This is a genomic window from Paenibacillus sp. 37, from assembly GCF_008386395.1.
In the GTDB taxonomy this organism is placed as follows: Bacteria; Bacillota; Bacilli; order Paenibacillales; family Paenibacillaceae; genus Paenibacillus; species Paenibacillus amylolyticus_B.
The window spans coordinates 6,551,789-6,574,079 of record NZ_CP043761.1 but is presented as its reverse complement, the minus strand read 5'-3'; the positions used below and the strand labels follow the sequence as shown (position 1 = coordinate 6,574,079).

Sequence of the window (22,291 nt, the reverse complement as noted above, 5' to 3'; positions counted from 1 at the left end):
TTAAAGGAGCAGTCCTGTTACCGTTTTAGGTGCAGGTCTGCTTTTTGGTGTTAAAGAAGGACTTCATTTCTTACGTTATACCTTCTATAAAGGCATTAATAATGAGGTGTCTAACTCTTTGCTTTCAATTACAATGGCCATGAGTCCAGTTTCTGTTTTGGTTTCGTGCCATTCATGTGTATCCCACAGAACCGCTTCGCCACAATGAACTTTGATGTATTCATTTGCTTCGCCTCTAACCCAGCCTTCTCCGCTGACGATCAAAAGGAGTTGAGGAACCACTGCTTGGTGATAACCTACTACTCCACCCTCGGGCAAGTGCATACACCCGATATGAGCTGTTTTGTCGGTCTGCGTAATACGTGACATGACGAAATTAGAATCGAATTTGGTAATCTTCTTCCCGGACTCTCGTTTAAATTGAAATATCCTCATGTTTACCTCCGCAATCGTGACTAAGTTAACTTCCTACAATGGCAACGTTCCTTATGATGGTATCATCCTACTCCAAAAAGATATGGAAACCCAATCAGATGAGTCTATCATAGCTCCAATCGTTGAGGAATAGTTTGTTTACAACTCTCACTTTGTTAACTGCCTTTGCCATCGTTTCTATGAAGCTGTACTTCATGGAATCTTCATTTATAAGACCGTACAAAAGCCTTCCCAAACCGTATATGCAGTGTTATAATTAAAACAAGATTTAGATTAAGTCTAAATTAAAATGATGAATTAAAGCAACGCCATTACAATCATTCAAATTCTATTTTTATATTCGAGAGGGGATAAATTCCATGAGCACAATCCAAACTAGAAACAACACTTTTGCTAACAATGCCACAGCACTTCAAGATGTCCTGAACCGTCAGATTGCAGGTTGGTCCGTATTGTACACGAAACTGCATAACTTCCACTGGTATGTCCAAGGACCTCATTTCTTCACACTGCATGCCAAATTCGAAGAGTTGTACAACTTGGCTACGGCAAATATGGACGAAGTTGCAGAACGTTTGCTGGCTATTGGTGGACGTCCGGTGGCTACAATGGCTGAACAACTGCGTCTGTCTCCAATTGAAGAGGCACAAGGCCAGTTGTCTGCTGAGCGTATGGTAGAGTCGGTGGTTGCTGATCTGCGTACAATGGTAGAAGTGATTCATCAAGGCATTCACGAAGCGGGAGAAGCAGAAGATAACGCAACGGAAGATATGCTAATTGGATTCACCGCTGCGCTGGATAAAGAGGTCTGGATGTTAAACGCATTTCTGGGCAAATAAGCAAAGTCACCCTTCATCCTGACAACGATATGTAGAGTCCGTGAACAAAGTATCCGTTCGCTTACAAATCCGGTGCGCTTGCCGTATAATGATGGCATCCAAGATGTACAGAATGGTGGAATGAATGATGCGGTCAGACCTGGAACAATTGCAGGAAGAAGCTGAACGGTTTATATATACATGTTATGAAGAGCTGGGCCATTCGCGTGAAGACGCGCAGGCCCGGCTTGTTGCCGTTATGGGCGAGATCGAAGCAACAGGTACCTATGTGCATACCACAGAAGAATTGGAACAAGGTTGCAAAATGGCCTGGCGGAACAGCAACCGTTGCATCGGGCGGCTGTTCTGGGATAAACTGCGGATCGTGGATGCTCGTCATGCCGATACAGCAGGAACGGCAGCGGATGCTGTGTTGAACCATATTCATGTGGCATCCAACGGAGGCAAGGTCATTCCGATGATTACGATCCTTCCACCGGATGGACCAAATGGAGCTCTGGTACGTCTCTGGAATCATCAGCTTATTCGATATGCAGGATATGAGACAGAGCAAGGCGTTATTGGAGATCCTGCTTCCGTGGAGCTGACCAAGGCGGCCATGTCCCTTGGCTGGCAGGGAGCAGGTGGCTCTTATGATGTGTTACCGCTCATAATTCAGGCACAAGGACAAGCGCCAGAGTGGTATGTTATACCCGAAGAAGAGATTGTGGAAGTGATGATTGAGCACCCGGAGCAGAAGGAGATTGCTGAGCTTGGCATGCGCTGGTACGGTGTGCCGATGATCGCTGATATGCGTCTGGAGGTTGGTGGTATATCCTACCCGGCAGCGCCGTTTAATGGTTGGTATATGGGTACCGAGATCGGTGCCCGTAATCTGGCGGACACGTTCCGGTATAACAAGCTGCCTGCGGTGGCGGCAGCGTTTGGGTTGAATACGTCAAGTGAAACAACTTTGTGGAAGGACCGGGCGTTGGTGGAGTTGAATGTCGCTGTGCTGCATTCGTTCAAAAAAGCAGGTGTGAGCATTGTGGATCACCACACGGCGGCAGCGCAATTTGCGATGTTTGAACAGCGGGAAGAGAAGGCTGGACGTGAGCTGACTGGAGATTGGGTGTGGCTGATTCCGCCGGTATCTCCGGCGACAACGCATATTTTCCACAGCTCCTATCGCAATGAGATTGTGAAGCCGAACTTTTTCCATCAGGATCAGGCGTATACGCTGAAAGATGGCGTGGCATCTGCCGCAGAGCTGCGAAGCAGCGAGCAGCAGAATGCACAGGTAGAGCATCCCCAGCCACAGGCCGGAGATGCACCAATGAAATGCCCGTTTGCACATTAATTGTGCAGACGGGTTATTTTTTGTGATCTTTTTTTCAAAGGAAGAGCTTTAAAAATAGGAAAAAACGAAGAAGATTCTTTCTCTATATGGAAATATATAACATGCCTATAATGAGGTCATGGCTTCACATAAGGGAGGGAACAATCCATGGGTTACATTGAAACGTTGCGAGGAATGGTTGGTAATGCTCCTGTTATTTTGGTAAGACCGAGTATTTTGATCTTGAATAAGACGGGTGAGATTCTATTGGTTCGACATCTGGATGACACTTGGGGACTACCGGGTGGATTTATGGAGCTCGGCGAATCGGTGGAAGAGTCTGCAATACGAGAGGTCAGAGAAGAGATTGGGATAGAGATTAAGAAACTTCATCTGTATGGCGTCTTCTCAGGAAAAGAGTTATATACGAAATTAAGAAACGGGCATGAATACTACAATGTGGTCATTGGTTATGTTTGCACGGAGTATGAGGGAGAATTGAAGCCAGATGGGGTGGAAGTTCTTGAAGCAAAGTTTTACAAACCAACCGAATTACCTGACAGGACTGACCCTTACTTAAAAAGTAAAATCCAAGAAAATGCAGTGCACATCGCAACATTGTTAGGAAAATAATTATGCCAATGAAGGGGTGTCCTCCGTCATGTTCATGACTTGTGGGACATCTCCCTTTTGCATTTACAGTCGTCTTGTCCTGTACTGACTCCGCATCACAGCCTGAACTACAATGGCAGCAGCAATCAGCACCAGATTGAACACAAACACGGAGTAAAGCGATCCAACTTCCATAAGCAGTGCTGCAACCAGTGGGGATATAATGGAGCCGATCTCAGCCGCAGAGACAATTTTGCCTATGACGGAGCTTCGACTCTCATCGGGGATATGATCACCGATATGAGCAAAGAACGAATCCATGTAACATGCCCCGCCAACCCCTCCAATCAGCATACCAACGTAGACCCATAGATGGGAGGACGTGCTTAGAAATACAGCAACTTCGATGCCAATCAGGAACATGCCGAGCATACAAAGCAACAGACGATCGCCTAACCGGTCAGAGAGATAACCGACAAAGGGAGCAGCGGCAAGCGTAGAAATCCCGGATACGGTGAAGGCGAGACTGGTTGCAAAGGGGTCCCAATGCATGATGTGAGCTGCATACAGTGCAAAATAGGTGAGAAATACCGCATAGGCGCTCATCTCCAGAAAATGTACTGTACCGTAGCCGAGAAGCTGTTGACGCTGGGTAAGCTCTATAGTTGGGCTAATCATTGTCGAGTCGGGAGCTTGATTGGATTGGGAGATATCCGTACCTTGCGTATGCAGTGCATCAGAAGTTGTTGAAGGTAAAGGAGGTGCCGTCGTCTTCATCCCCATCGCAGCGACCACAGCCATCAGACAACATAACGTAACAAGCAGAAAAGGCACCGACAAGGGCCAGTGCAGCGCGAGCCAGCCACTTATGACCGGACCGAGCACCATACCGCCACCCTCACTACTGCTGATATACCCATTGTACAGTCCGCGGTTCTCCACATTGCCTCCATCTCCTATGATAGAACGCACGACCACGGTAAGCCCGGTGGAAGCGAGCCCTTGCAGCAGTCGGAGCAGGCCGAACAACACCGCAGCAGAAGACAGAGCGAAGCCACCCATGCAGACAGCGAGCAGTAACAGCATGAGGATGAGAGCACGTTTACCCCCGAGTTTCCTATAAATTGCCGCAGCAGGAATGCCACCAATCACTTTCCCCACATAAAAAAGAGCAAAAATAACCCCCATCATCCAGCCGGACAGGCCGAATTCCTCAATAAACAAAGGGAACAGAGGCAGGATCATGAATCCGCCCATCTGACTCAGGAAACAAATGGTCATCAGCAAGGGCAGGTTACGACGAATATCCAAGAGCCAAGACTCCTTTCACACATAAAATGGAATCCCAAACGTGCTTCACTTCCCAAAGGAATGCGTAGATATCGACATATACCCGTAATGTATGCAGGATTTATGAAAATAAGAAGAAATGACAAGTGGTGTTTACATCAAAACCATTGCGGATATACCTGAATCATATATAATAGATGGGTTATCTATAAGGATGCTTGAACGAAAGTGTACAGAATGAAGAGGTACCTCAAGTATAAGGGGGCGATGTGAGGCATGTCAGAACAACAACCGATTATCCGCTTCGAAGCGGTGACTCAGCAATACGATCAGGATGAAGCCGTATTGAAGGCGGTCAGCTTTGAGATTGAGCGGGGTAAATTTTATACGCTTCTCGGGCCATCGGGCTGCGGGAAAACAACGATATTGCGGCTGATTGCCGGTTTTGCGGAGCCGACACAGGGCAGTATTTATTTTAACGGTGCGCTCATCAACCGAGTGCCTGCCCATCAGCGGCAGGTGAATACCGTATTTCAGGATTATGCGTTATTTCCACATTTGAATGTATTTGAGAACGTAGCCTTTGGTTTGCGGATCAAAAAGATGAAAACGGCTGAAATTCGCAGCAAAGTGTTGGAAGCCCTCAAGTTTGTCAATCTGTCCGGGTATGAAAACCGGGAAATTGGCGAAATGTCCGGCGGACAACGACAACGTGTTGCGATTGCACGTGCAATTGTGAACGAACCTGAAATTCTGCTACTGGACGAGCCGCTCTCGGCACTCGATCTGAAGCTACGGACTGAGATGCAGTACGAGCTGCGGGAGCTGCAACAGCGGTTGGGTATTACGTTTATCTTTGTTACGCATGATCAGGAAGAAGCCTTGGCGATGTCCGACGAGATTTTTGTCCTCAATGGTGGCGTGATTCAACAAAGTGGTACACCGAATGATATCTATGATGAGCCAATTAACCGCTTTGTAGCAGATTTTATCGGTGAATCGAACATTGTATCGGGCAAAATGAAGCAGGACTTTGTGGTGGAGTTTGCCGGCGCACAGCATGAGTGCGTCGATCAGGGTCTCCAGCGGGACGAGCCGGTAGAGATTGTCATTCGCCCAGAGGATCTGGAGATTACAACCGAAGACCAAGGTAAGCTCAAGGTTAATGTGGACTCCCAGTTATTCCGCGGGGTGCATTACGAGATATCCACGTACGATGATGCTGGCAATGAGTGGTTGGTTCATTCAACGAAGAAAGCCGTTGTTGGTGCGCGGATTGGACTCTATTTTGACCCAGAAGCTGTACACGTCATGCGCTTTAACGAGACCGAAGAAGAGTTCGACAAACGACTCGAAGCCTACCAAGAGGCCGCTCATGCAGACTAAGGCCAGCACACGCAATGCGTATCTGATTCCATATGTATTATGGATGGTGTTGTTTGTTGTGGCGCCGGTTCTGCTGGTCATCTATTATTCATTCTTCGATGTGGAGGGTAACTTCACGTTTGGCAACTACGCCCGGTTCTTTACACCGGTGTACTTGCAGATGACGCTCAGTTCGTTCTGGTATGCATTTCTGATTACGGCCTTCTCGTTGCTGATCTCCTACCCGACGGCGTATATGCTGACCCGGACGAAGCACAAGCAGCTGTGGTTACTGCTGATCATTCTGCCAAGCTGGATCAATCTTTTGCTAAAAGCGTATGCCTTCATTGGCCTGTTCGGAACGTATGGTCTGACCAACTCCCTGCTTGAAGTCGTGGGTATTGGTACACAGCAGATTTTGTTCACCGACTTCAGTTTTATCTTTGTCTCGGTGTACATCTTCATTCCATTCATGATTCTGCCGATCTTCAATGCGCTGGAACAGATGAACCCATCGTTGATCTATGCGGCGCGTGATCTGGGGGCCTCATCGTGGCTAACATTCCGCCGGGTGATCTTTCCGCTGACGATTAGCGGTGTGAAATCAGGCTGTCAGGCTGTATTTATTCCTGCGCTGTCTCTGTTCATGATTACCCGCCTGATTGCGGGAAACCGTGTAATTACGCTGGGAACAGCGATTGAACAGCATTTTCTCGTCACCCAGGACTGGGGGATGGGTTCAACGATTGCCGTCTTTTTGATTATTGCGATGGCGATTATTATGTTCCTGACTGGATCAGGCAAGAAGGAGGTGCGTAATGGGAAGAAACGGAAAGCTGTCTAACGTCTATCTGGCCGTTGTATTCGCCATTTTGTACGCACCGATTGCGTATCTGATCTTCTATTCCTTCAACAGCGGCGGTCACATGCGCAGCTTCGAAGGATTCACACTTGAATGGTACAGAGAGGTGTTCGCCGATACACGGTTGCTCATCATTGTGCTGAATACATTTATCATTGCGCTCCTGTCATCAGCGATTTCAACGATCCTCGGTGTAGCAGGAGCACTGGCGATCTACCATGTGCGTCGCAAACGGACCAAGAACACGTTGCTGTCACTTAATAACGTGCTGATCGTTAGTCCGGATGTCATCATTGGTGCGTCATTCCTGATTTTGTTCACCATGATTGGTATCAAACTGGGCTTCACTTCGGTGCTGCTGTCTCATATTGCATTCAGTGTGCCCATTGTCGTGATCATGGTGCTACCAAAGCTGCAGGAGATGAGTCCAACACTGATGGATGCGGCACGCGATCTGGGCGCTGGTTCATGGCAGATTCTGACGCGTGTGGTGCTGCCATACGTGAAACCAGGTATTTTTGCCGGATTTTTCATGGCCTTGACGTACTCGCTCGATGATTTTGCAGTAACATTCTTTGTCACGGGTAATGGATACTCCACACTCTCGGTAGAGATATACTCCAGAGCAAGGCAGGGCGTTTCGTTATCCATCAATGCTTTGTCTACCCTGTTATTCCTGCTCACGGTGCTGCTGGTAGTCGGATATTACTTCATTAACCGCCGTGCAACACGGATACCTCCCGGAGGAAAGGGGCTGCGACCATGAAGCAACTGGTACGGACATTTGCGCTTGTTTTTGTGGCCGCGTTTGCCCTGATGATTCTGGCTTCGTATCTGAACAAGAGTCAGGGGTATTCTGGCGGCAACACACTGACTATCTATAACTGGGGCGATTATATCGACCCGGATCTGCTCAAGGAGTTTGAGGACGAGACAGGCATTAAGGTTATCTATCAGACGTTTGATTCCAATGAAGCCATGCTAACCAAAATTGAGCAGGGCGGAACCACGTTTGATGTGGCGATTCCTTCTGAATATGCGATTAGCAAAATGAAAGAAGAAGACCTGCTCGTTCCACTCGATCATAGCAAATTAACCCATCTGGATAACATTGATCCGCGGTTCATGGACTTGTCCTTTGATGAAGGCAACAAGTATTCCATCCCGTATTTCTGGGGAACGGTGGGGGTTGTGTACAATCCCGAACTGGTGGATGGGTTGACATTTGATAGCTGGAATGACCTGTGGGACCCGCGTCTGAAAAATCAAATCCTGCTCCTTGATGGCGCACGAGAAGTCATTGGGATGGGATTAAACAGTCTTGGGTATTCTCTGAATGATACCAACGAAGACCATTTGCAAGAAGCGCTGAAAAAGCTGTCTACATTGACACCAAACGTCAGAGCAATTGTTGGTGACGAGATCAAGATGCTGCTTGCGAACGAGGAAGCGGCAGTTGGGCTCGTATGGTCCGGGGATGCATCGGAGATTATGGATGAGAACGACAAGCTGGATTATATGGTGCCGGAAGAAGGCTCGAACCTTTGGTTCGATAACATGGTTATTCCGAAGACGGCGAGTAATATTGAAGGGGCACATCAGTTTATCAACTTCATGCTGGACCCGGACCATGCGGCCCGGAATGCGGAGTATGTCGGGTATTCCACGCCAAACGCCGAGGCGCTTAAACTGCTGCCAGAGGACATCTCGGAGGATGAGCGCTTTTATCCAGACGAGGCACTGACAGGCAAGCTGGAGGTCTATGATAATCTGGGCAAAAAAATGCTCTCGCATTATAACGACCTGTTCCTGGAGTTTAAAATGCATAGCAAATAACCGCCAATAACGTGTGCACAGTTCGTTAGATTATGAAAAAAACAAAAAGGGTTGCTGCTCGTCATTTCAATGAATGACGAGCAGCAACCCTTTTTATATTACCTACTTCAGAGCAATAGCGTAGGTTATGTTTTTTTTCGTGCACACGTTAACGGAGGGGACAGAACAAACGAAGGAAGCAAAGCGTTCGCCTTTATCACCGGATTTCCCATTTCAGATGGGATTCAAAAAAATCCGGGGATAACAGCGATCCGAAGTTGTTCTGTCACCGCAGTGATCAAGTGGAAACGAATAAAGGGTTACATACGCTTTTTGCGACCCACCATGATCCACGCCCCACCCATAATCAGCACAATCGCTACAAAAGGCTGGATAAAGCTCAAGCTACTTAACATCGTGCCAATCGACATCACAGCGAAGAACAGCAACGAGATAACCGTCAGAATGTTGATGGGGATTAGCAACCATTTGTTCCGACCACCGAACCAATACAATTCGAACAAACCAACAGCTACAGCCAGAATGAAGCCCGGCCACATCGTACCCCAGTTGTTAAACAGCATGGCGATCTGACAGACGATACCAACCGTGAGTAGCAACCCACCAGGAACCAGAAGTCCAACCCCTCTGCCAATCATGGAGAAGTAGAGCCAGTGGAAGAACAGTCCTAATGGAATCACGAATAACGTGGGCCAGAAGGTCGCAAAGATCGTACCCGGACCGAGTGAACCTCCCTGGTTCAGAATCAGGTACACGCCCAGCAAAATGAGAACAGGCGCAAAGATCGTACGTTTAGCCATAATATCTCTCCTTTTCAATACAAAATCAATTTTCCGAACGGCTGTATGTAGAGCAATTACTTTCGTTATTCACAGCATACCATGAACTGGAAAAGTCTATCCTCCGTCTTTGGAGTTAAAGTTGACCTAGACCAAAGTCTAGGTAAGCATTTTGGGCAAATACCTCTCTGTAGATGAGAGTATAGTTGAACAGGCTAAAAACCCACTCTGTTGAGAGTGGGTTCTGTCATTCTTTTTATCAAAAATGAAGCTTATTATTTCACCACATCCGAATGTTTCTTGCCCCAGCTGTTCACGCCGTCATCCTCAATAATGGAGATGGCAGCGTCGGCGATGTCGGGGTTGGTCATCAGTTTCTCCTGAATACGGAACTTGATGTCATCTGCATCGGCGAGGCTGAGTCCTTTGGTCAGTTCAATCAGACCTTCCACATGATAATAACGGCCTTCCTGAATGATACGCATCATCTGAATATCGGCAACGTGTGTGTCTGCCAGAATGGTTTGGGACACTTTGTCCTCAATATCCTGGGGAGCCGCAACACCGATCAATCCGATCATATTATCGTAACCAACCCGGAAGGCTACAGCGATCATCAAACATCCAATAATCGTGGTTACAATGCCATCAAGCAGTGCAAAATTGGTCAAGGCAATGACCACGACAGAGATCAATGCGAGCGTGGCACCAAGTACAGCGACAACGTCTTCGTAGAATACGAGACGGGTTGGTGGCGCAGCACGGCCTACATTTTTGATCGCAGCAGGGACCAAGGCAAATCCGGCGGCTTGAGGTGCCCGTGCTTCTTTTAGGATTTCCTTCATCGCTTTGATCAGAATGGCCCCGTCAATGACAATGTTCAGAACAAGTACTCCGATATTAATCCAGAGACCGCCGGTATGACCAACAGGATGCTGCAACAGATGGATGCCTTCATGGATCGTTTCATAGGCCATAATCGTCACGACAATCACGGCGATCATGCAGAAAATGTTAATGACCCGTCCGAATCCTGTCGGGAAGCGGCGTGTAGGTTTTTTCTCGGACAGCACACTTCCGACAAATACAAACCCTTGGTTAATGGCATCAGCGAGTGAATGCATCGCCGAAGCGAACATGGCACCACTGCCACTGAATAAGAAGGCTCCCCCTTTGCACACAGCAAGAACAGCATTACCAGCCATCGCTACGGCGGAGGATGTGTTTCCTTTTTTGACGAGAGACATAAAGCTCTCAGACTTCGGTTGTTCAGCCACTTCGTATGTTCCTCCCAGATCAATGTATTAGGTGTAGAAAAGGCAGTTTATCTATACAGCATGTGCATTTCCACTAAATGTTATTATAACCGCTTTGACATATCCCAGCATTATGCAAAAAAGGCCATATCATCATGCGCATTTCAGTACTCGATGGCCTCCAAGGCACGTAAGTTCCGATTGGACTGTTCCAATAGTTCCGTAAACGTCCCAGCGACATAATATACAAAATCCGGATCATGTATGTACATAATAATCTGCCCGTACGTACCTTCTTCTGTCGGATCAAAGTCGAACATCAGATACAGTGATCCACCTCCGAGCATGCCAAACGTAACCCATTTTTTCTGAAAAAGGTAGGGTTTGATTCGGGGATCAAGTTCTCCGATCTCTTCTTCGGTAAAATAATCATCCATGCGGTTCTCCACCAGCGTGGATTGCTCCTTTTGAATCCTTTCCAGGGACAACAGATAAAATGGCTCAGTTTCCCGTCCGTCCTCAAGGCTTGGATACAAGACGTGAAAGCCATAACCGCTCCCATCTTTACGTTTATAAAACGCACGAAAATCAGCAGGCAAACGAATGCCATGTTCCTGCTCGAATGCGTCAAGCTGCTCATCCGTCACACCTTCAAACTGGCGATATGCCTCCAGAAGCTCCCGGTTTTCCTCATCTTGTACCTTCTCTTCTAGTAAAACATCAAGTTCATCCATCAATTCATATATACGCTGTTCTGGCATGCAATTCCCTCCCTATGAACTATTCAGATAATATGGTGACTGTTATGCGAGCAAACTGTGCCTGATTTCACCTCATATTATAGTTATAATCCGAAAAAGCACACAAGAAACCGGAGTCCTTGCTTACATACTACAATGGTCTCATTATTTAAAGGCGGTTGTTGCATAATCAGTACACCCGGCTCCATCCCAATCAACATCTACAACCTTCATGAAAGTCGCTCCTAAAAACAAATAAAGCTAGGGATACAGGGGCAATCCCTGTATCCCTAGCTTTATTATTTATCTACTATATAAGTGAAACTAGCTTTTTACACGAAAACGTAGAGGACAGAAAAAACCTGAAGAAGCGAAGTGTTCGCCTAAAAGCTTTCTGCAAGAAAGCTACATCGGAAGCATACGCTTATCCCCAGATTTTCACCTTTATATAAAGTAAATAAAAAAATCTGGGGATAACAGCGATCGGAAGGTTGTTCTGTTATCGGAGTAGCGAGTGTTAATATTCTTATTTCATTTCACATAGTCCTCTTTAATCAAACTTCCAACAGGACAAGCTCAGGTTGCCATACTGATAGGCTTGGAACAGGAGCGATGCACGCTTGTTCTGATCTCCCGCACCCATGGCGAGTAACAGCGGTACAAAATGCTCCGGCGTAGGCACGGCGGCTTGAGCTGAAGGTGCCAGTTTCTCATAGGAGAAGAGAGACTCCGTATCCCAACTCACCAGCTTGTCCTGTAGCCAGTTGTCGAACTCTGATGCCCACGGGTCAACGCCGTTACTTTCCCAGTTCAATCGACGCAGATTGTGAACGGTTCCGCCGCTGCCAATGACGAGAATGTCTTGCTCACGCAAGGAAGCGAGCGCCTGTCCGACCTGATATTGCTGTTCACCTGTCAGATAGCGATTTACAGACAAGGCAATTACGGGAATATCCGCATCCGGGTAGAGCAGGTGAAGAACGACCCATGCGCCATGATCCAGGCCACGGACGTCATCGGTCTGTACCGCAATCCCGGCTTCTGCAAATAAACGCTCCACCTCGGCTGTGGTCTCTGCCTGTCCTTGAGCCGGATACTTGATCTGATACAGCTCGGGCTGGAAACCGCCGAAATCATAAATGGTCTCATAGTTGGCTACCGAGGATACAAGCTGAGTTGTGGATTCCCAGTGAGCAGAGAACAACACGATTGCTTTGGGTTTTGGCAGTTCCCGTCCAAGTTTCTGCAAGAATTCGGTGTACGCATTCTCCTCCAGTGCCAGTGATGGGGCACCGTGAGCAACAAACAGGGATGGCATCATTTTGAATTCAGTCCTTTCGGGTCTTCGGTAGTCAGATTTGCATCCGTCCGAAGCCATTGTTGGAATTGTTGATATAGATCGGGGGTCACTTGATGCCCACCGTTGTAAGGTACATATGTGACGTGATTCGTATGTTGACGGAAGAAATTGGCGTTATCTTCGCCCAGTTGCAGCGGGAATAGATGATCCTGATCCCCATGTGAGATGAACACAGACAGCTCCGAATCGGGTTGCAGCTTGTACTCGTCTTTCACAAATTGCGGGATGTACCCACTCATCGCTACTATGCCTTTAATGGCATCTCCCATGATCAGTGATAGGGTCATTGCCATAATGGCGCCCTGGCTGAATCCGGCGATGTAACGCCGCGTGGGATCAATCGCATATTGGGCAGACAGATCAACAATCAACTGTTGCAGTCCCTGCACGGAGGCATCATATAATTCACGGATGGGATTTCCAATGCTTTTGATCTGAAAATAAGCATAACCTCCACCCTGAACGATAGGTCCACGGATGGCGACAATAATAAAATCAGACTGAAGGGGCTCCATCAAACGAAGCATATCCTGTTCATCCGATCCCATGCCATGTAAGGCGAAAATCACAGGATAACGTTGATCTGGATTGTAATGAGACGGTAATCGGACTTCATGTATATAAGGAGAATTCATTGAAAACACCACCTGATGAGGAATGAGTTAATATATCGTTCTGACAATAAAGTTCACCAATATGAAATAAATATTCTTATTTATGAACAAAATTTATCATGGTTTCATTGTAGGGTCAATACTTTTTTTGTATGATGAATATATGTTGTTTATAAAAAAAGTTAAAAACAGTTAATAGATAAGCCGCTGCGCATGGTTCATATTTTATTCCCAAGGACGTGATCAGGATGTTAAAAAGTATCGTGCCTATTTTGAGAATATTTGATGAAAATAAAGCTAGAGAGTTCTACCTTGAATATCTAGGGTTTCAATTGGATTGGGAACATCGCTTTGAACCGGATATGCCCTTATATATGCAGGTTTCGCTCGATTCCATCGTGATTCATTTATCCGAACATCATGGAGATTGTACACCTGGAGCTGCCTTGCGCGTGGAAACTGATAACTTGGATACATTCCATGGTGCACTTCGTCAGAAAGAGTACAAAAATGCGAGACCTGGTATAGAGGAGACCCCTTGGCAATCAAGAGAAATGACCGTGACAGATCCGTTTGGTAATCGGATTATATTTGTTGAGGCAAGCGCCGAATAGACAACCTGAAGTAGCTAAGCTTACGTCTGGTGTCTTATATAGATCAATAGAAGGGGAGGGACGCAATATGGATATTGGCTTGGCTATTCGTACGATCCGCAAACAGAAACAGATTACGATCATGCAGATGTGCGAGGGCACGGGGTTGTCCAAAGGTTTTATCAGCAACGTAGAAAATAACAAAACGTCACCTTCCATTGCTACGCTTGAAAGTATTGCGGATTATCTGGAAGTGCCACTTCCTTATTTGCTGCTGACACCAGAGCAACGGATGAACGTGGTACGCAAGAACGAGCGCAAAGAAACAACGGCCGGAAGCGGACAGATCAAAGTGCAGCAGCTTACAGCCAAAGGTGCGATGCGTATGTCCATTGTGGAGTTGCCGCCAGGTGCATCGACCGGGGTAAGCAAACATGCCGGGGAGGAAAGCCATCTGGTGTTGCAAGGCAAGATTCGTGCGGAGCAATGCGAAGATGTGGAAGTTCTTGAAGTGGGTGATTCGTTTACCTGGAATGCAATAGTGCCTCATGAAGTGACCAATATCGGTGAGGAGCCTGCGGTGGTACTCATTGCGGTGTCCAAAGAATTGGGTTTGGATCATTTATAGAATAAAAAAGGACGGCTCCCAAGTCATGAACATGCGAACCTGCATACATGTACAATGGGAAACGTCCTTTTATATTTCTAACGAACTGAAAAGATCAGAAGCACACTGTCTATTGTGGATTAGTCGTCCAGATGCCTGCTGCTTTGACAAAGACACGGTCGGACAGCTTGAGCGTTGCGAGTGCAAGTTCAGCTACATCTTCCGCTTGCATCATGCGATCTTCGTCGCCAATTTTCAGTCCGGCATTGGTCGCAAGCTCCGTATTAACGGTGCTTGGGGTCAGTGCGGTCACACGAATGTTGGACTTGCGCACTTCCTGCATCAGAGATTCGGTCATGCCGAGTAGCGCAAACTTGGATGCACAGTATGCCGAACCTGTAGCGAATCCGCGTTCACCTGCAGTGGAAGCAATATTGATAATGCTGCCGCTACTTTCCTTGATCATGCTTGGAAGGACAGCGCGTGTAACGTAATATGTACCCATAACGTTAACATGCAGGATGCGCTCCCACTCTTCGGGCTCCATCTCCATGAATGTCCCGAACTTTCCGATACCCGCATTATTGATGAGAATATCCACCGCGCCGAGTTCCATCTCAATGGCTGCTACAGCGGCTTCCGCCTGTGTGCGATCCGAGATATCTGCCACAGCACTGGTTACTTTCACACCGTATTCTTGACTAAGAGACTGCTGCAGAGCCTGAAGATCGGAAGCGGTGCGAGCGATAAGGCCGAGGTGTACTCCTTCTTTGGCAAGTGCTTCAGCGATGGCACGACCGATGCCTTTACCGGCACCTGTGATGATAGCTGTTTTATTTTTAAGTTCCATGTGGATAATTCCTCCTTAGAATTGGACTGGCATTTGATTATACTATATTACCCACAGTTCGGAAATTTGCTTCATCACTATTTGGTAATCTCGATGCTGCCAGAGGAGGTACGGGCCTTGATCATTTCCCGGCTTACCATTGGCGATTCAGGTACATCGACACTTCCGGAAGTAGCCTTAGCGTCGTAGATTCCGTCAAAATCAGGTGCAGCTTGAATGAAAATGTCTCCTGATGTTCCAGACGCATTAATCGGGGCGGAATGGGACTGTTCAATATGAATGCTACCCGAAGTGAATTGAACATCAGCTGCGCCGTTTAATTCAGTGATCTCAATATCTCCTGATTTAATCTTACTGTTTACTTGACCGGCAATCTGATCTGCCGTGAAGCTTCCGGATGTCTGTTTCACGGTCATGTCTCCATCAATCATTGAAGCGTTAATGTCGCCAGAAGTTAGAACCAATTCAATATTGGGCGCCTTGATGTTTTCCAGACGTATGGAACCTGAGGTATTATTCAGCTCAAGCTGTTTGGCATTTAGACCTGTCAGATCCCAGTCACTTGAAGAGGAGTCCAGCTTAACCTCATTTAACTGGTGTCCTTCAGGCAAGGCAACGGTTATTGTGGAGTCTTGATCATTCCAGTACAAGGTGAAAAATTGCAATCGTTCACGTTCTGTCTGCGCCAGTTGGAATGTGTCGTTGGATAAGGTGGCCTGTTCGAAGCTTTTGACTACAGCAGGGTCCCATTTTCCATCCACTTCGATATAACCATTCGAATCCGGGCTTACAACAAATTCAATATCTGCACTGAAATTAGCATTCATGATAATGTTCTGCAATTCATCTGCTTTGAAATCCCATCGTTTGGAATAATGCTCCCGTTCATCCCCGAACTGAACGCCATAGATGGATGTCCCGAGTAAACCTATTCCGATACATATCACGGCGAGCGCAAGCCATTTTTTAGTGCTCATGCGGAAACATCTCCTTTCATCGTGTTTTTATTCCATCTAATATATTGAAGAGTAACGATTTTGAAGGTTCTAAAGACATACTTCGATGCGATGGCAAACAAAATGCCGACACCGAAAGCGCCAATCGCAACGAAAATCTCCGGTTTATCGAGTTGGCCCAGGAATACAAAGTCCACAACTGCTGCTACAGGAGCCACTACCAGCAAGGAAAGGCTGGCAATAACAAGCCATACCGACCACATCATGAGACCAAGAGGAATGCCAAGGATCAGATTCAGGAATAACAGGCCGATGGCTGTGAAAAATTTGCGAGTGGCTCCGGTGTTGTTTCTGGGTGACCGCATCTCGCGATACGTCGGTGCATAGAACGCATCTGAACCCGGCGTATGAATGTCATAACGATCACCGAGTGCTTCCTTGGCGATTTCTTCAGGCTGTCCGAGTTCCCGAGCGATCTCTTCTTCCAGCCTGCCTTCTCGTAGTCCAAGCTCGAAATGTTGATCATAGTCGGCGAGCAACTCAGCCCGTTCGAATGGGTCCATCGGCCGTAGATGAATTTCCATGGCTTTCATAAATTGTTGTCTATTCATTGGGGATTCCTTCCTCAATCAGATTTGCGACATTGCGCACAAATTCATTCCATTCTGTCGTCAGTGCCGTCATGTAGTCGCGACCTGTATCGGATAGTCGGTAATACTTGCGCGGCGGTCCTTCGCTTGATTCTTGCAGGTAGGTGGTGCAGTAACCGTCATTCACAAGCCGGCGCAGCAAGGGATACAGTGCACCTTCAGCAACTTCGATATGTTTGGAGACCGCCTGAGCCAGTTCGTAGCCATACCGATCCTGGCGGTTAATTAATACCAGGACGCACAGCTCTAATACTCCCTTTTTGAACTGGATGTTCACATTCACACAGGTTCCTCCTTCGTAGCTTCATTTATCGCTATTGTATATTGTTCAGTAGTGGTGAATTCATCATAGCATCCAGTACTGTTTAATGCAAGGTAGTGACTTTAAAATAGTTCCGTATCACGATTGATCGATAATAAGTTCGTTTAATACGGATGCTTAGCTGAAGCTACCTGTTTAGCTATAATTCAGCATACGCAAAAACCGGATCGGTTACTTCCGTCTGAAGGCGGATTCCGATCCGGTCTGTGAGATGAACTTTTGTTTCTTTGGTTTACAGGTTTAATCACTAAATGTGGGTTATTCTTGTGCATCCAGAACTTTAAGGTCTTCCACAGCAGGGCCCTCAATGACATGGCCTGCATAATCGAAGCGGGAACCATGGCATGGGCAATCCCACGAACGCTCGCCCTCGTTCCATTCGACTTCGCAACCCAGGTGGGTGCAGGTGGTATCCACCAGAAACAGCTTGCCACTGGTGTCCTTGTAGGCGCCAGCACGTTTGCCATTATGACGAACGACGGCTCCTTCATCTTCACCAATATCGCTAACCTTTTTGTGTACAATGCCAACTTTACCGGAGATTAATTCCTTGGCTACATTCAAATTCTCCACAATAAAGTGCTTCATGCCCGGATCAGCTTTGAATCTTGCCGGATCGAATATGGCAGCATGAGGGTTGTCACGTCCAGTGATGCGATCCGCAAGAAGGTGTCCTGCCATTGTACCCGTCGTCATTCCCCATTTGGCAAATCCAGTCGCGACATAAACATTTTCATGTCTTCCGGTAATCGGTCCAATGTAAGGCACCTTGTCAATGGAGATCAGATCCTGGGCTGACCAGCGAAAAGGAATGTTGCGGATACCAAATGTCTCCGCTGCAAACTGCTCCAGGCGTTCATAATGACCGAAGGTGCAGATGCCTTGTCCTGTTTTGTGATTTTCGCCGCCAAAGAGGATAAGTTCCTTACCGTCATGTAAGACGGTACGCAAGGAGCGGTACGGTGTATCGTCCGAGATGTACATGCCGCCCGCATAGGGTTTCTCCGGTTCGACTAATACAGCGTAGGATCGTTCGGCGTGTAATCGTGTGAAATAAAATCCGGGATCGTAGACGGGAAAATGAGAAGCTACGACGACATGTTCAGCCGTTACAGATGGTCCATCGCCGTAGGTTCGTACATGCAGTGAAGCGTCTTCCTCTACATCCGTAACTGTCGTATGCTCGTAGATCTGTACCCCTTGTTTCACAGCGGAATCGAGCAAGTAGTGCAGATAGGCCAACGGATCAAAGCGTGCCTGACCTGGCATGCGAATACCTGCCCTAGCGGGAACTGGAATAGGGAGTGGGTCTACCCACTCACCAGGGATATTGAGTTTGTTATAGGCGGTCAGCTCGATCTCCAGTTTTTTGATGTTTTCCTCCGATTGAATGTAGACGTAGGCATCTTCCTCTGCCCACTGGCAATCAATCTGTTTTTCCTTCACCAGATTGCGCATCCACTTCGCGGCATCGGCATTGCCTTCATAGTACATCCGAGCCTGTTCTTGTCCGAAGTGATGCATAATCTCATCAAATATGACGCCGTGTTGTACAGATACCTTAGCCGTGGTGTGACCGGTCGTGCCATCCAACACTTTTCCAGCCTCTAGTACGACCACACGCATACCCGTCTGCGCCAGCAAATAGGCTGTAGTAATGCCGGCAATACCGGCACCAATAATCGCTACATCAGCGGTGATATCTTCGGTCAGTTTTGGATAGGCATCGAATTGATGCGTAGCACGCCACAGCGATTCGGGGACCGGGGGCAGACCCGTCTTGGACTGCTGATTGTCGCTCATTTTTCTTCTTCCTCCTTATTTATCTCCATTCGGTTGATTCGCTTATCGTTCAGTGCACATCGTTGTACTCTTATCCATGATTGCCAGACTATGCCAGGAAAAAACGGTGCTGTTCAGATTTTGCAGAGGGGATGTTCACAATTTCCTGCGCAGAGCCTCTGTTTTTTTTGCTAAACATGCTTTATGATAAGATTACCGAAATCGTTTTAGGTTTTAAAAAGGAGAACAAGTTTTACACCTGTAAACGTTGATTATAAAAGGGTTAATCTATCCAGAAGAAGAAATATTTCATCAGAATTAACCCCCGATTTTTTGTTAGATATGTATTCGCTATCATTTTAATTAACTACCGATAACCAAAGGAGATTCCATATGACGACCAACCAAACGAAATATCCGTTTCAAGATACAGCACTAGAGTTAGACTTACGCGTGAAAGATCTTGTATCCCGCTTGACGGAAGATGAAAAAATTGAATCCATGCTGCAATATCAGCCAGCAGTAGATCGCTTGGGTGTACCTGCATACAAACACGGAACAGAAGCGGCACACGGCTTGGCCTGGCTTGGCGAAGCAACATCTTTCCCGCAACCAGTGGGGCTTGCATGCACGTGGGATGCGGATCTGATGAAGGAGATTGGCTCCGTGCTCGGAGACGAGGCACGTGTATTTTATAAACGCAATCCGGCAGTGAACGGTCTTACGCTGTGGGCACCTACAGTGGATATGGAACGTGACCCGCGCTGGGGACGGAATGAAGAGGCGTATGGTGAAGATCCGGAACTGACAGCCGAGCTGACAACAGCATTGGTCAAAGGAATTCAGGGCGACCATCCGAAGTATTACAAAGCGGTCGCTACCTTGAAGCATTTCCTTGCGAATAATAACGAAGTGGATCGTGGAAGCGGTTCGTCCAGCATTGATCCGCGCAACATGCGTGAATATTATCTTAAAGCGTTCGAGAAGCCATTTAAGGAAGGCGGCGCACAGTCCATGATGACTGCGTACAACTCCATTAATGGTACGCCAGCGTTGTTGCATCCATTTGTGAACGAGATTGTCAAAGGCGAATGGGGCATGGATGGTTTCGTTGTCAGTGATGCAGGCGACGTCATGGGCATCAAGAATGATCATAAATACTATGATTCCCACACACCAGGTACGGTAGAGTCTGTGAAGGCAGGAATTGATAGCATCACCGATGATGCTGATCTGTCCAAACAGGCCCTGCGTGAAGGATTGGAACAAGGTACACTCACGATGGATGACATCGACAAGGCGTTGTTTAATACGTTCCGTGTGCGTTTCCGCCTGGGTGAGTTCGATCCGGAAGAAGGCAACCCGTACGCTGCTATTGGTGAAGAGTCCATGATGACGGAGAAAGCAAAAGAATTGTCCCTCAGAGCCGCGAGAGAACAAGTAGTATTGCTCAAAAACGACAAAGGCACGCTCCCACTGGACAAAACAAAAGCTGGTAAAGTGGCTGTGATTGGTCAATTGGGTGGAACGGTCTATCGTGACTGGTATGCAGGCACCATGCCGTATAACGTATCCCCGCTTGAGGCGATCCTTGGCAAAGTAGGCAGCGATAAAGTATCGTTCAAGGATGGAAATGATCGCATTACGTTAACTTCCGTAGCCAATGGGAAGAAGATTGGACTGGCAGATGGTGAGAAATCACCTGTTGTTGCTTCGGGAGAAGCGGAGACGTTTATGGTGTCCGACTGGGGCTTCGGAAGTTATACCTTGCAGGCCGAAAGCAACGGCAAATATCTGACCACAGATGAAGAGACCGTAACGGCTTCCGCTGATGAAGTGTACGGCTGGTTCGTGAAGGAAGTATTCCACCTGTTGCCACAACAGGACGGAAGTTTAGGTCTGACCACTTGGAATGGCAAAACGGTGACTGCACCTAATGGTGGAAACGATGCATTTGCGGTGTCCGAAGAACTGAAAACCTTCGGTGCCACAGAGACGTTCAAGCAGGATGTGGTTGTGAATGGACTTGAAGAAGCAGTAGAAGCTGCCAAGGCTGCAGAAACGGCAATTGTTTTTGTTGGTAATAATCCGCTTGTAAATGGTAAAGAAGAAATTGATCGTCCAAGTCTGGATCTGGCCGAATCCCAGCAACGTCTGGTTGAGGCGGTCTATGCCGCAAACCCGAACACGGTAGTCGTCATTGTAGGTAGTTATCCGTTCACGTCCAATTGGGTTCAGGAGAACATCCCTGCGGTATTGTATACTTCACACGCAGGACAGGAACTGGGTAACGCAGTAGCTGACGTATTGTATGGCGATTATGCGCCGGCCGGCCGTCTGAACATGACATGGGTACAATCCGCAGATCAACTGACCGACATCAAGGATTACGATATCATTCAATCCGGTCGGACATATCAATATTTTGAAGGTAATGTATTGTATCCGTTTGGACATGGTCTGACGTATGCAACGTTTAAATACAGCAATTTGGAACTTAGCCCAGCTCAAGTGGGTACAGAGGGCAGCGTTACGGTAACTGTAGATGTAACCAATACCGGTTCAATTGCCAGTGACGAGGTTGTACAGTTGTACGTTCGTGCAGGCAAATCCCGGGTGAAACGTCCACTCAAAACGTTAAAAGGATTCCGTCGTCTTCATATTGAAGCGGGAGGTACAGCTAAAGTCAGCTTCACCTTGCCTGTTAAGGAACTGGCAATCTGGGATGTAACTCGTGATCGGTATGTCGTGGAGAGTGGAACTTACTCCATCATGGTTGCCAAGTCATCCTCTGATGTCCAGCTGGTTGCAGACCTGACGGTAGAAGGAGAGACGATCCCTGCCCGTAATCTGGGTGTGGCTACTCGTGCTGAGAATTATGATGCTTACCTAAATGTTGATCTGGATGAGAGCAAAGAGGGCGGAAGTGCTGTCCGTGTAGTTGGAGAGCAAGGATGGATTGCTTTCAAGGATGCCGATCTGGGTAGTGGGGCAGCAGCAATTGAAGCGCGTGTCTCCGCAGAACAAGCAGGCGCTGTGTTAGAAGTTCGACTCGGCTCACCGGATGGTACACTCGCAGGACGTGTGGAACTGGTACAAGGTGAAGCCCAGCAGTGGTCTACCGTGAAGGCAGAACTCACAGGTGCATCAGGCGCGCAGGATGTATACATTGTGCTGTCGGCAGGTGTACGTATCAGTCACTTCGAGATTCGTTAAGTTGAATAG

General features: G+C 47.4%; 22 protein-coding genes. 10 read left to right on the top strand and 12 right to left on the bottom strand.

Annotated features, from left to right (window positions below):
• Positions 1-84: 84 nt before the first annotated feature.
• Complete coding sequence (locus F0220_RS28160; protein ID WP_149846835.1) at positions 85-435, bottom strand: cupin; 351 nt, start codon at positions 433-435, stop codon at positions 85-87.
• A gap of 359 nt (positions 436-794) precedes the next feature.
• Between F0220_RS28160 and F0220_RS28155 the strand changes: the two genes are divergently transcribed.
• From F0220_RS28155 to F0220_RS28145, 3 genes are all read left to right on the top strand, one after another.
• The gene (locus F0220_RS28155) at positions 795-1,274 is read left to right on the top strand and encodes a Dps family protein (RefSeq protein WP_091012708.1); all 480 of its coding nucleotides are present in this window, start codon (positions 795-797) and stop codon (positions 1,272-1,274) included.
• Between the two features lie 127 nt (positions 1,275-1,401).
• Entirely contained in the window at positions 1,402-2,613 is a 1,212-nt protein-coding gene (locus F0220_RS28150; RefSeq protein ID WP_149846942.1) for a nitric oxide synthase oxygenase, read from the top strand.
• A gap of 147 nt (positions 2,614-2,760) precedes the next feature.
• Positions 2,761-3,225 (top strand): NUDIX hydrolase, encoded by a 465-nt coding sequence (locus F0220_RS28145; RefSeq protein ID WP_091012711.1) that lies wholly within the window; start codon positions 2,761-2,763, stop codon positions 3,223-3,225.
• Positions 3,226-3,288: 63 nt separating this feature from the next.
• Here the strand turns inward: F0220_RS28145 and F0220_RS28140 are convergent, their stop codons facing one another.
• A complete protein-coding gene (locus tag F0220_RS28140) occupies positions 3,289-4,515 on the bottom strand; it encodes an MFS transporter (RefSeq protein WP_149846834.1) in 1,227 nt (408 codons plus the stop codon).
• A 255-nt stretch (positions 4,516-4,770) separates the two neighbouring features.
• Here F0220_RS28140 and F0220_RS28135 point away from each other — a divergent pair, with 255 nt between their 5' ends.
• From F0220_RS28135 to F0220_RS28120, 4 genes are read left to right on the top strand one after another with little or no spacing between them, the layout of a single operon-like run.
• Positions 4,771-5,880, top strand: coding sequence for an ABC transporter ATP-binding protein (locus F0220_RS28135; protein WP_036612848.1), 1,110 nt, complete (start codon positions 4,771-4,773; stop codon positions 5,878-5,880).
• Entirely contained in the window at positions 5,870-6,703 is an 834-nt protein-coding gene (locus F0220_RS28130) for an ABC transporter permease (protein WP_091012714.1), read from the top strand. Before F0220_RS28135 ends, F0220_RS28130 begins: the two co-directional genes overlap by 11 nt.
• Positions 6,678-7,487, top strand: coding sequence for an ABC transporter permease (locus F0220_RS28125; RefSeq protein WP_062836831.1), 810 nt, complete (start codon positions 6,678-6,680; stop codon positions 7,485-7,487). Before F0220_RS28130 ends, F0220_RS28125 begins: the two co-directional genes overlap by 26 nt.
• Positions 7,484-8,557 (top strand): ABC transporter substrate-binding protein, encoded by a 1,074-nt coding sequence (locus tag F0220_RS28120; RefSeq protein ID WP_105600247.1) that lies wholly within the window; start codon positions 7,484-7,486, stop codon positions 8,555-8,557. Before F0220_RS28125 ends, F0220_RS28120 begins: the two co-directional genes overlap by 4 nt.
• A gap of 299 nt (positions 8,558-8,856) precedes the next feature.
• Here F0220_RS28120 and F0220_RS28115 read toward each other — a convergent pair whose 3' ends face one another.
• From F0220_RS28115 to F0220_RS28095, 5 genes are all read right to left on the bottom strand, one after another.
• Positions 8,857-9,357, bottom strand: a complete 501-nt coding sequence (locus F0220_RS28115; RefSeq protein ID WP_149846833.1) for a hypothetical protein — start codon at positions 9,355-9,357, stop codon at positions 8,857-8,859.
• Between the two features lie 254 nt (positions 9,358-9,611).
• On the bottom strand, positions 9,612-10,613 hold the full coding sequence (locus F0220_RS28110; protein WP_149846832.1) for a cation diffusion facilitator family transporter: 1,002 nt from the start codon (positions 10,611-10,613) through the stop codon (positions 9,612-9,614).
• Positions 10,614-10,756: 143 nt separating this feature from the next.
• The gene (locus tag F0220_RS28105) at positions 10,757-11,353 is read right to left on the bottom strand and encodes an SMI1/KNR4 family protein (RefSeq protein ID WP_149846831.1); all 597 of its coding nucleotides are present in this window, start codon (positions 11,351-11,353) and stop codon (positions 10,757-10,759) included.
• A 529-nt stretch (positions 11,354-11,882) separates the two neighbouring features.
• Entirely contained in the window at positions 11,883-12,653 is a 771-nt protein-coding gene (locus F0220_RS28100) for a DODA-type extradiol aromatic ring-opening family dioxygenase (protein ID WP_149846830.1), read from the bottom strand.
• Positions 12,650-13,327, bottom strand: a complete 678-nt coding sequence (locus F0220_RS28095) for an alpha/beta hydrolase (protein ID WP_091012723.1) — start codon at positions 13,325-13,327, stop codon at positions 12,650-12,652. The genes F0220_RS28100 and F0220_RS28095 overlap by 4 nt, the downstream gene beginning before the upstream one ends.
• Positions 13,328-13,554: 227 nt before the next feature.
• On the opposite strand from F0220_RS28095, the gene F0220_RS28090 reads away from it, so the two are divergent.
• Positions 13,555-13,920 carry a glyoxalase superfamily protein gene (locus tag F0220_RS28090; protein ID WP_091012725.1) on the top strand — a complete coding sequence of 122 codons (366 nt, stop codon included), beginning with the start codon at positions 13,555-13,557 and terminating at the stop codon, positions 13,918-13,920.
• 67 nt (positions 13,921-13,987) lie between these two features.
• Positions 13,988-14,527: a helix-turn-helix domain-containing protein gene (locus tag F0220_RS28085; protein ID WP_017691808.1), complete on the top strand. Its 540-nt coding sequence runs from the start codon at positions 13,988-13,990 to the stop codon at positions 14,525-14,527.
• A gap of 109 nt (positions 14,528-14,636) precedes the next feature.
• Here F0220_RS28085 and F0220_RS28080 read toward each other — a convergent pair whose 3' ends face one another.
• The 5 genes from F0220_RS28080 to F0220_RS28060 form a co-directional block, all read right to left on the bottom strand.
• Positions 14,637-15,356: a 3-ketoacyl-ACP reductase gene (locus F0220_RS28080; protein WP_017691809.1), complete on the bottom strand. Its 720-nt coding sequence runs from the start codon at positions 15,354-15,356 to the stop codon at positions 14,637-14,639.
• A gap of 77 nt (positions 15,357-15,433) precedes the next feature.
• The gene (locus F0220_RS28075; RefSeq protein ID WP_091012727.1) at positions 15,434-16,333 is read right to left on the bottom strand and encodes a DUF4097 family beta strand repeat-containing protein; all 900 of its coding nucleotides are present in this window, start codon (positions 16,331-16,333) and stop codon (positions 15,434-15,436) included.
• Positions 16,330-16,923, bottom strand: a complete 594-nt coding sequence (locus tag F0220_RS28070) for an HAAS signaling domain-containing protein (RefSeq protein WP_105600241.1) — start codon at positions 16,921-16,923, stop codon at positions 16,330-16,332. Before F0220_RS28070 ends, F0220_RS28075 begins: the two co-directional genes overlap by 4 nt.
• A complete protein-coding gene (locus tag F0220_RS28065) occupies positions 16,916-17,245 on the bottom strand; it encodes a PadR family transcriptional regulator (protein ID WP_036667851.1) in 330 nt (109 codons plus the stop codon). Before F0220_RS28065 ends, F0220_RS28070 begins: the two co-directional genes overlap by 8 nt.
• 297 nt (positions 17,246-17,542) lie before the next feature.
• Positions 17,543-19,087 carry an FAD-dependent oxidoreductase gene (locus F0220_RS28060; protein ID WP_091012733.1) on the bottom strand — a complete coding sequence of 515 codons (1,545 nt, stop codon included), beginning with the start codon at positions 19,085-19,087 and terminating at the stop codon, positions 17,543-17,545.
• Positions 19,088-19,459: 372 nt separating this feature from the next.
• Between F0220_RS28060 and F0220_RS28055 the strand changes: the two genes are divergently transcribed.
• Positions 19,460-22,282, top strand: a complete 2,823-nt coding sequence (locus tag F0220_RS28055; RefSeq protein WP_105600239.1) for a glycoside hydrolase family 3 C-terminal domain-containing protein — start codon at positions 19,460-19,462, stop codon at positions 22,280-22,282.
• Positions 22,283-22,291: the final 9 nt, after the last annotated feature.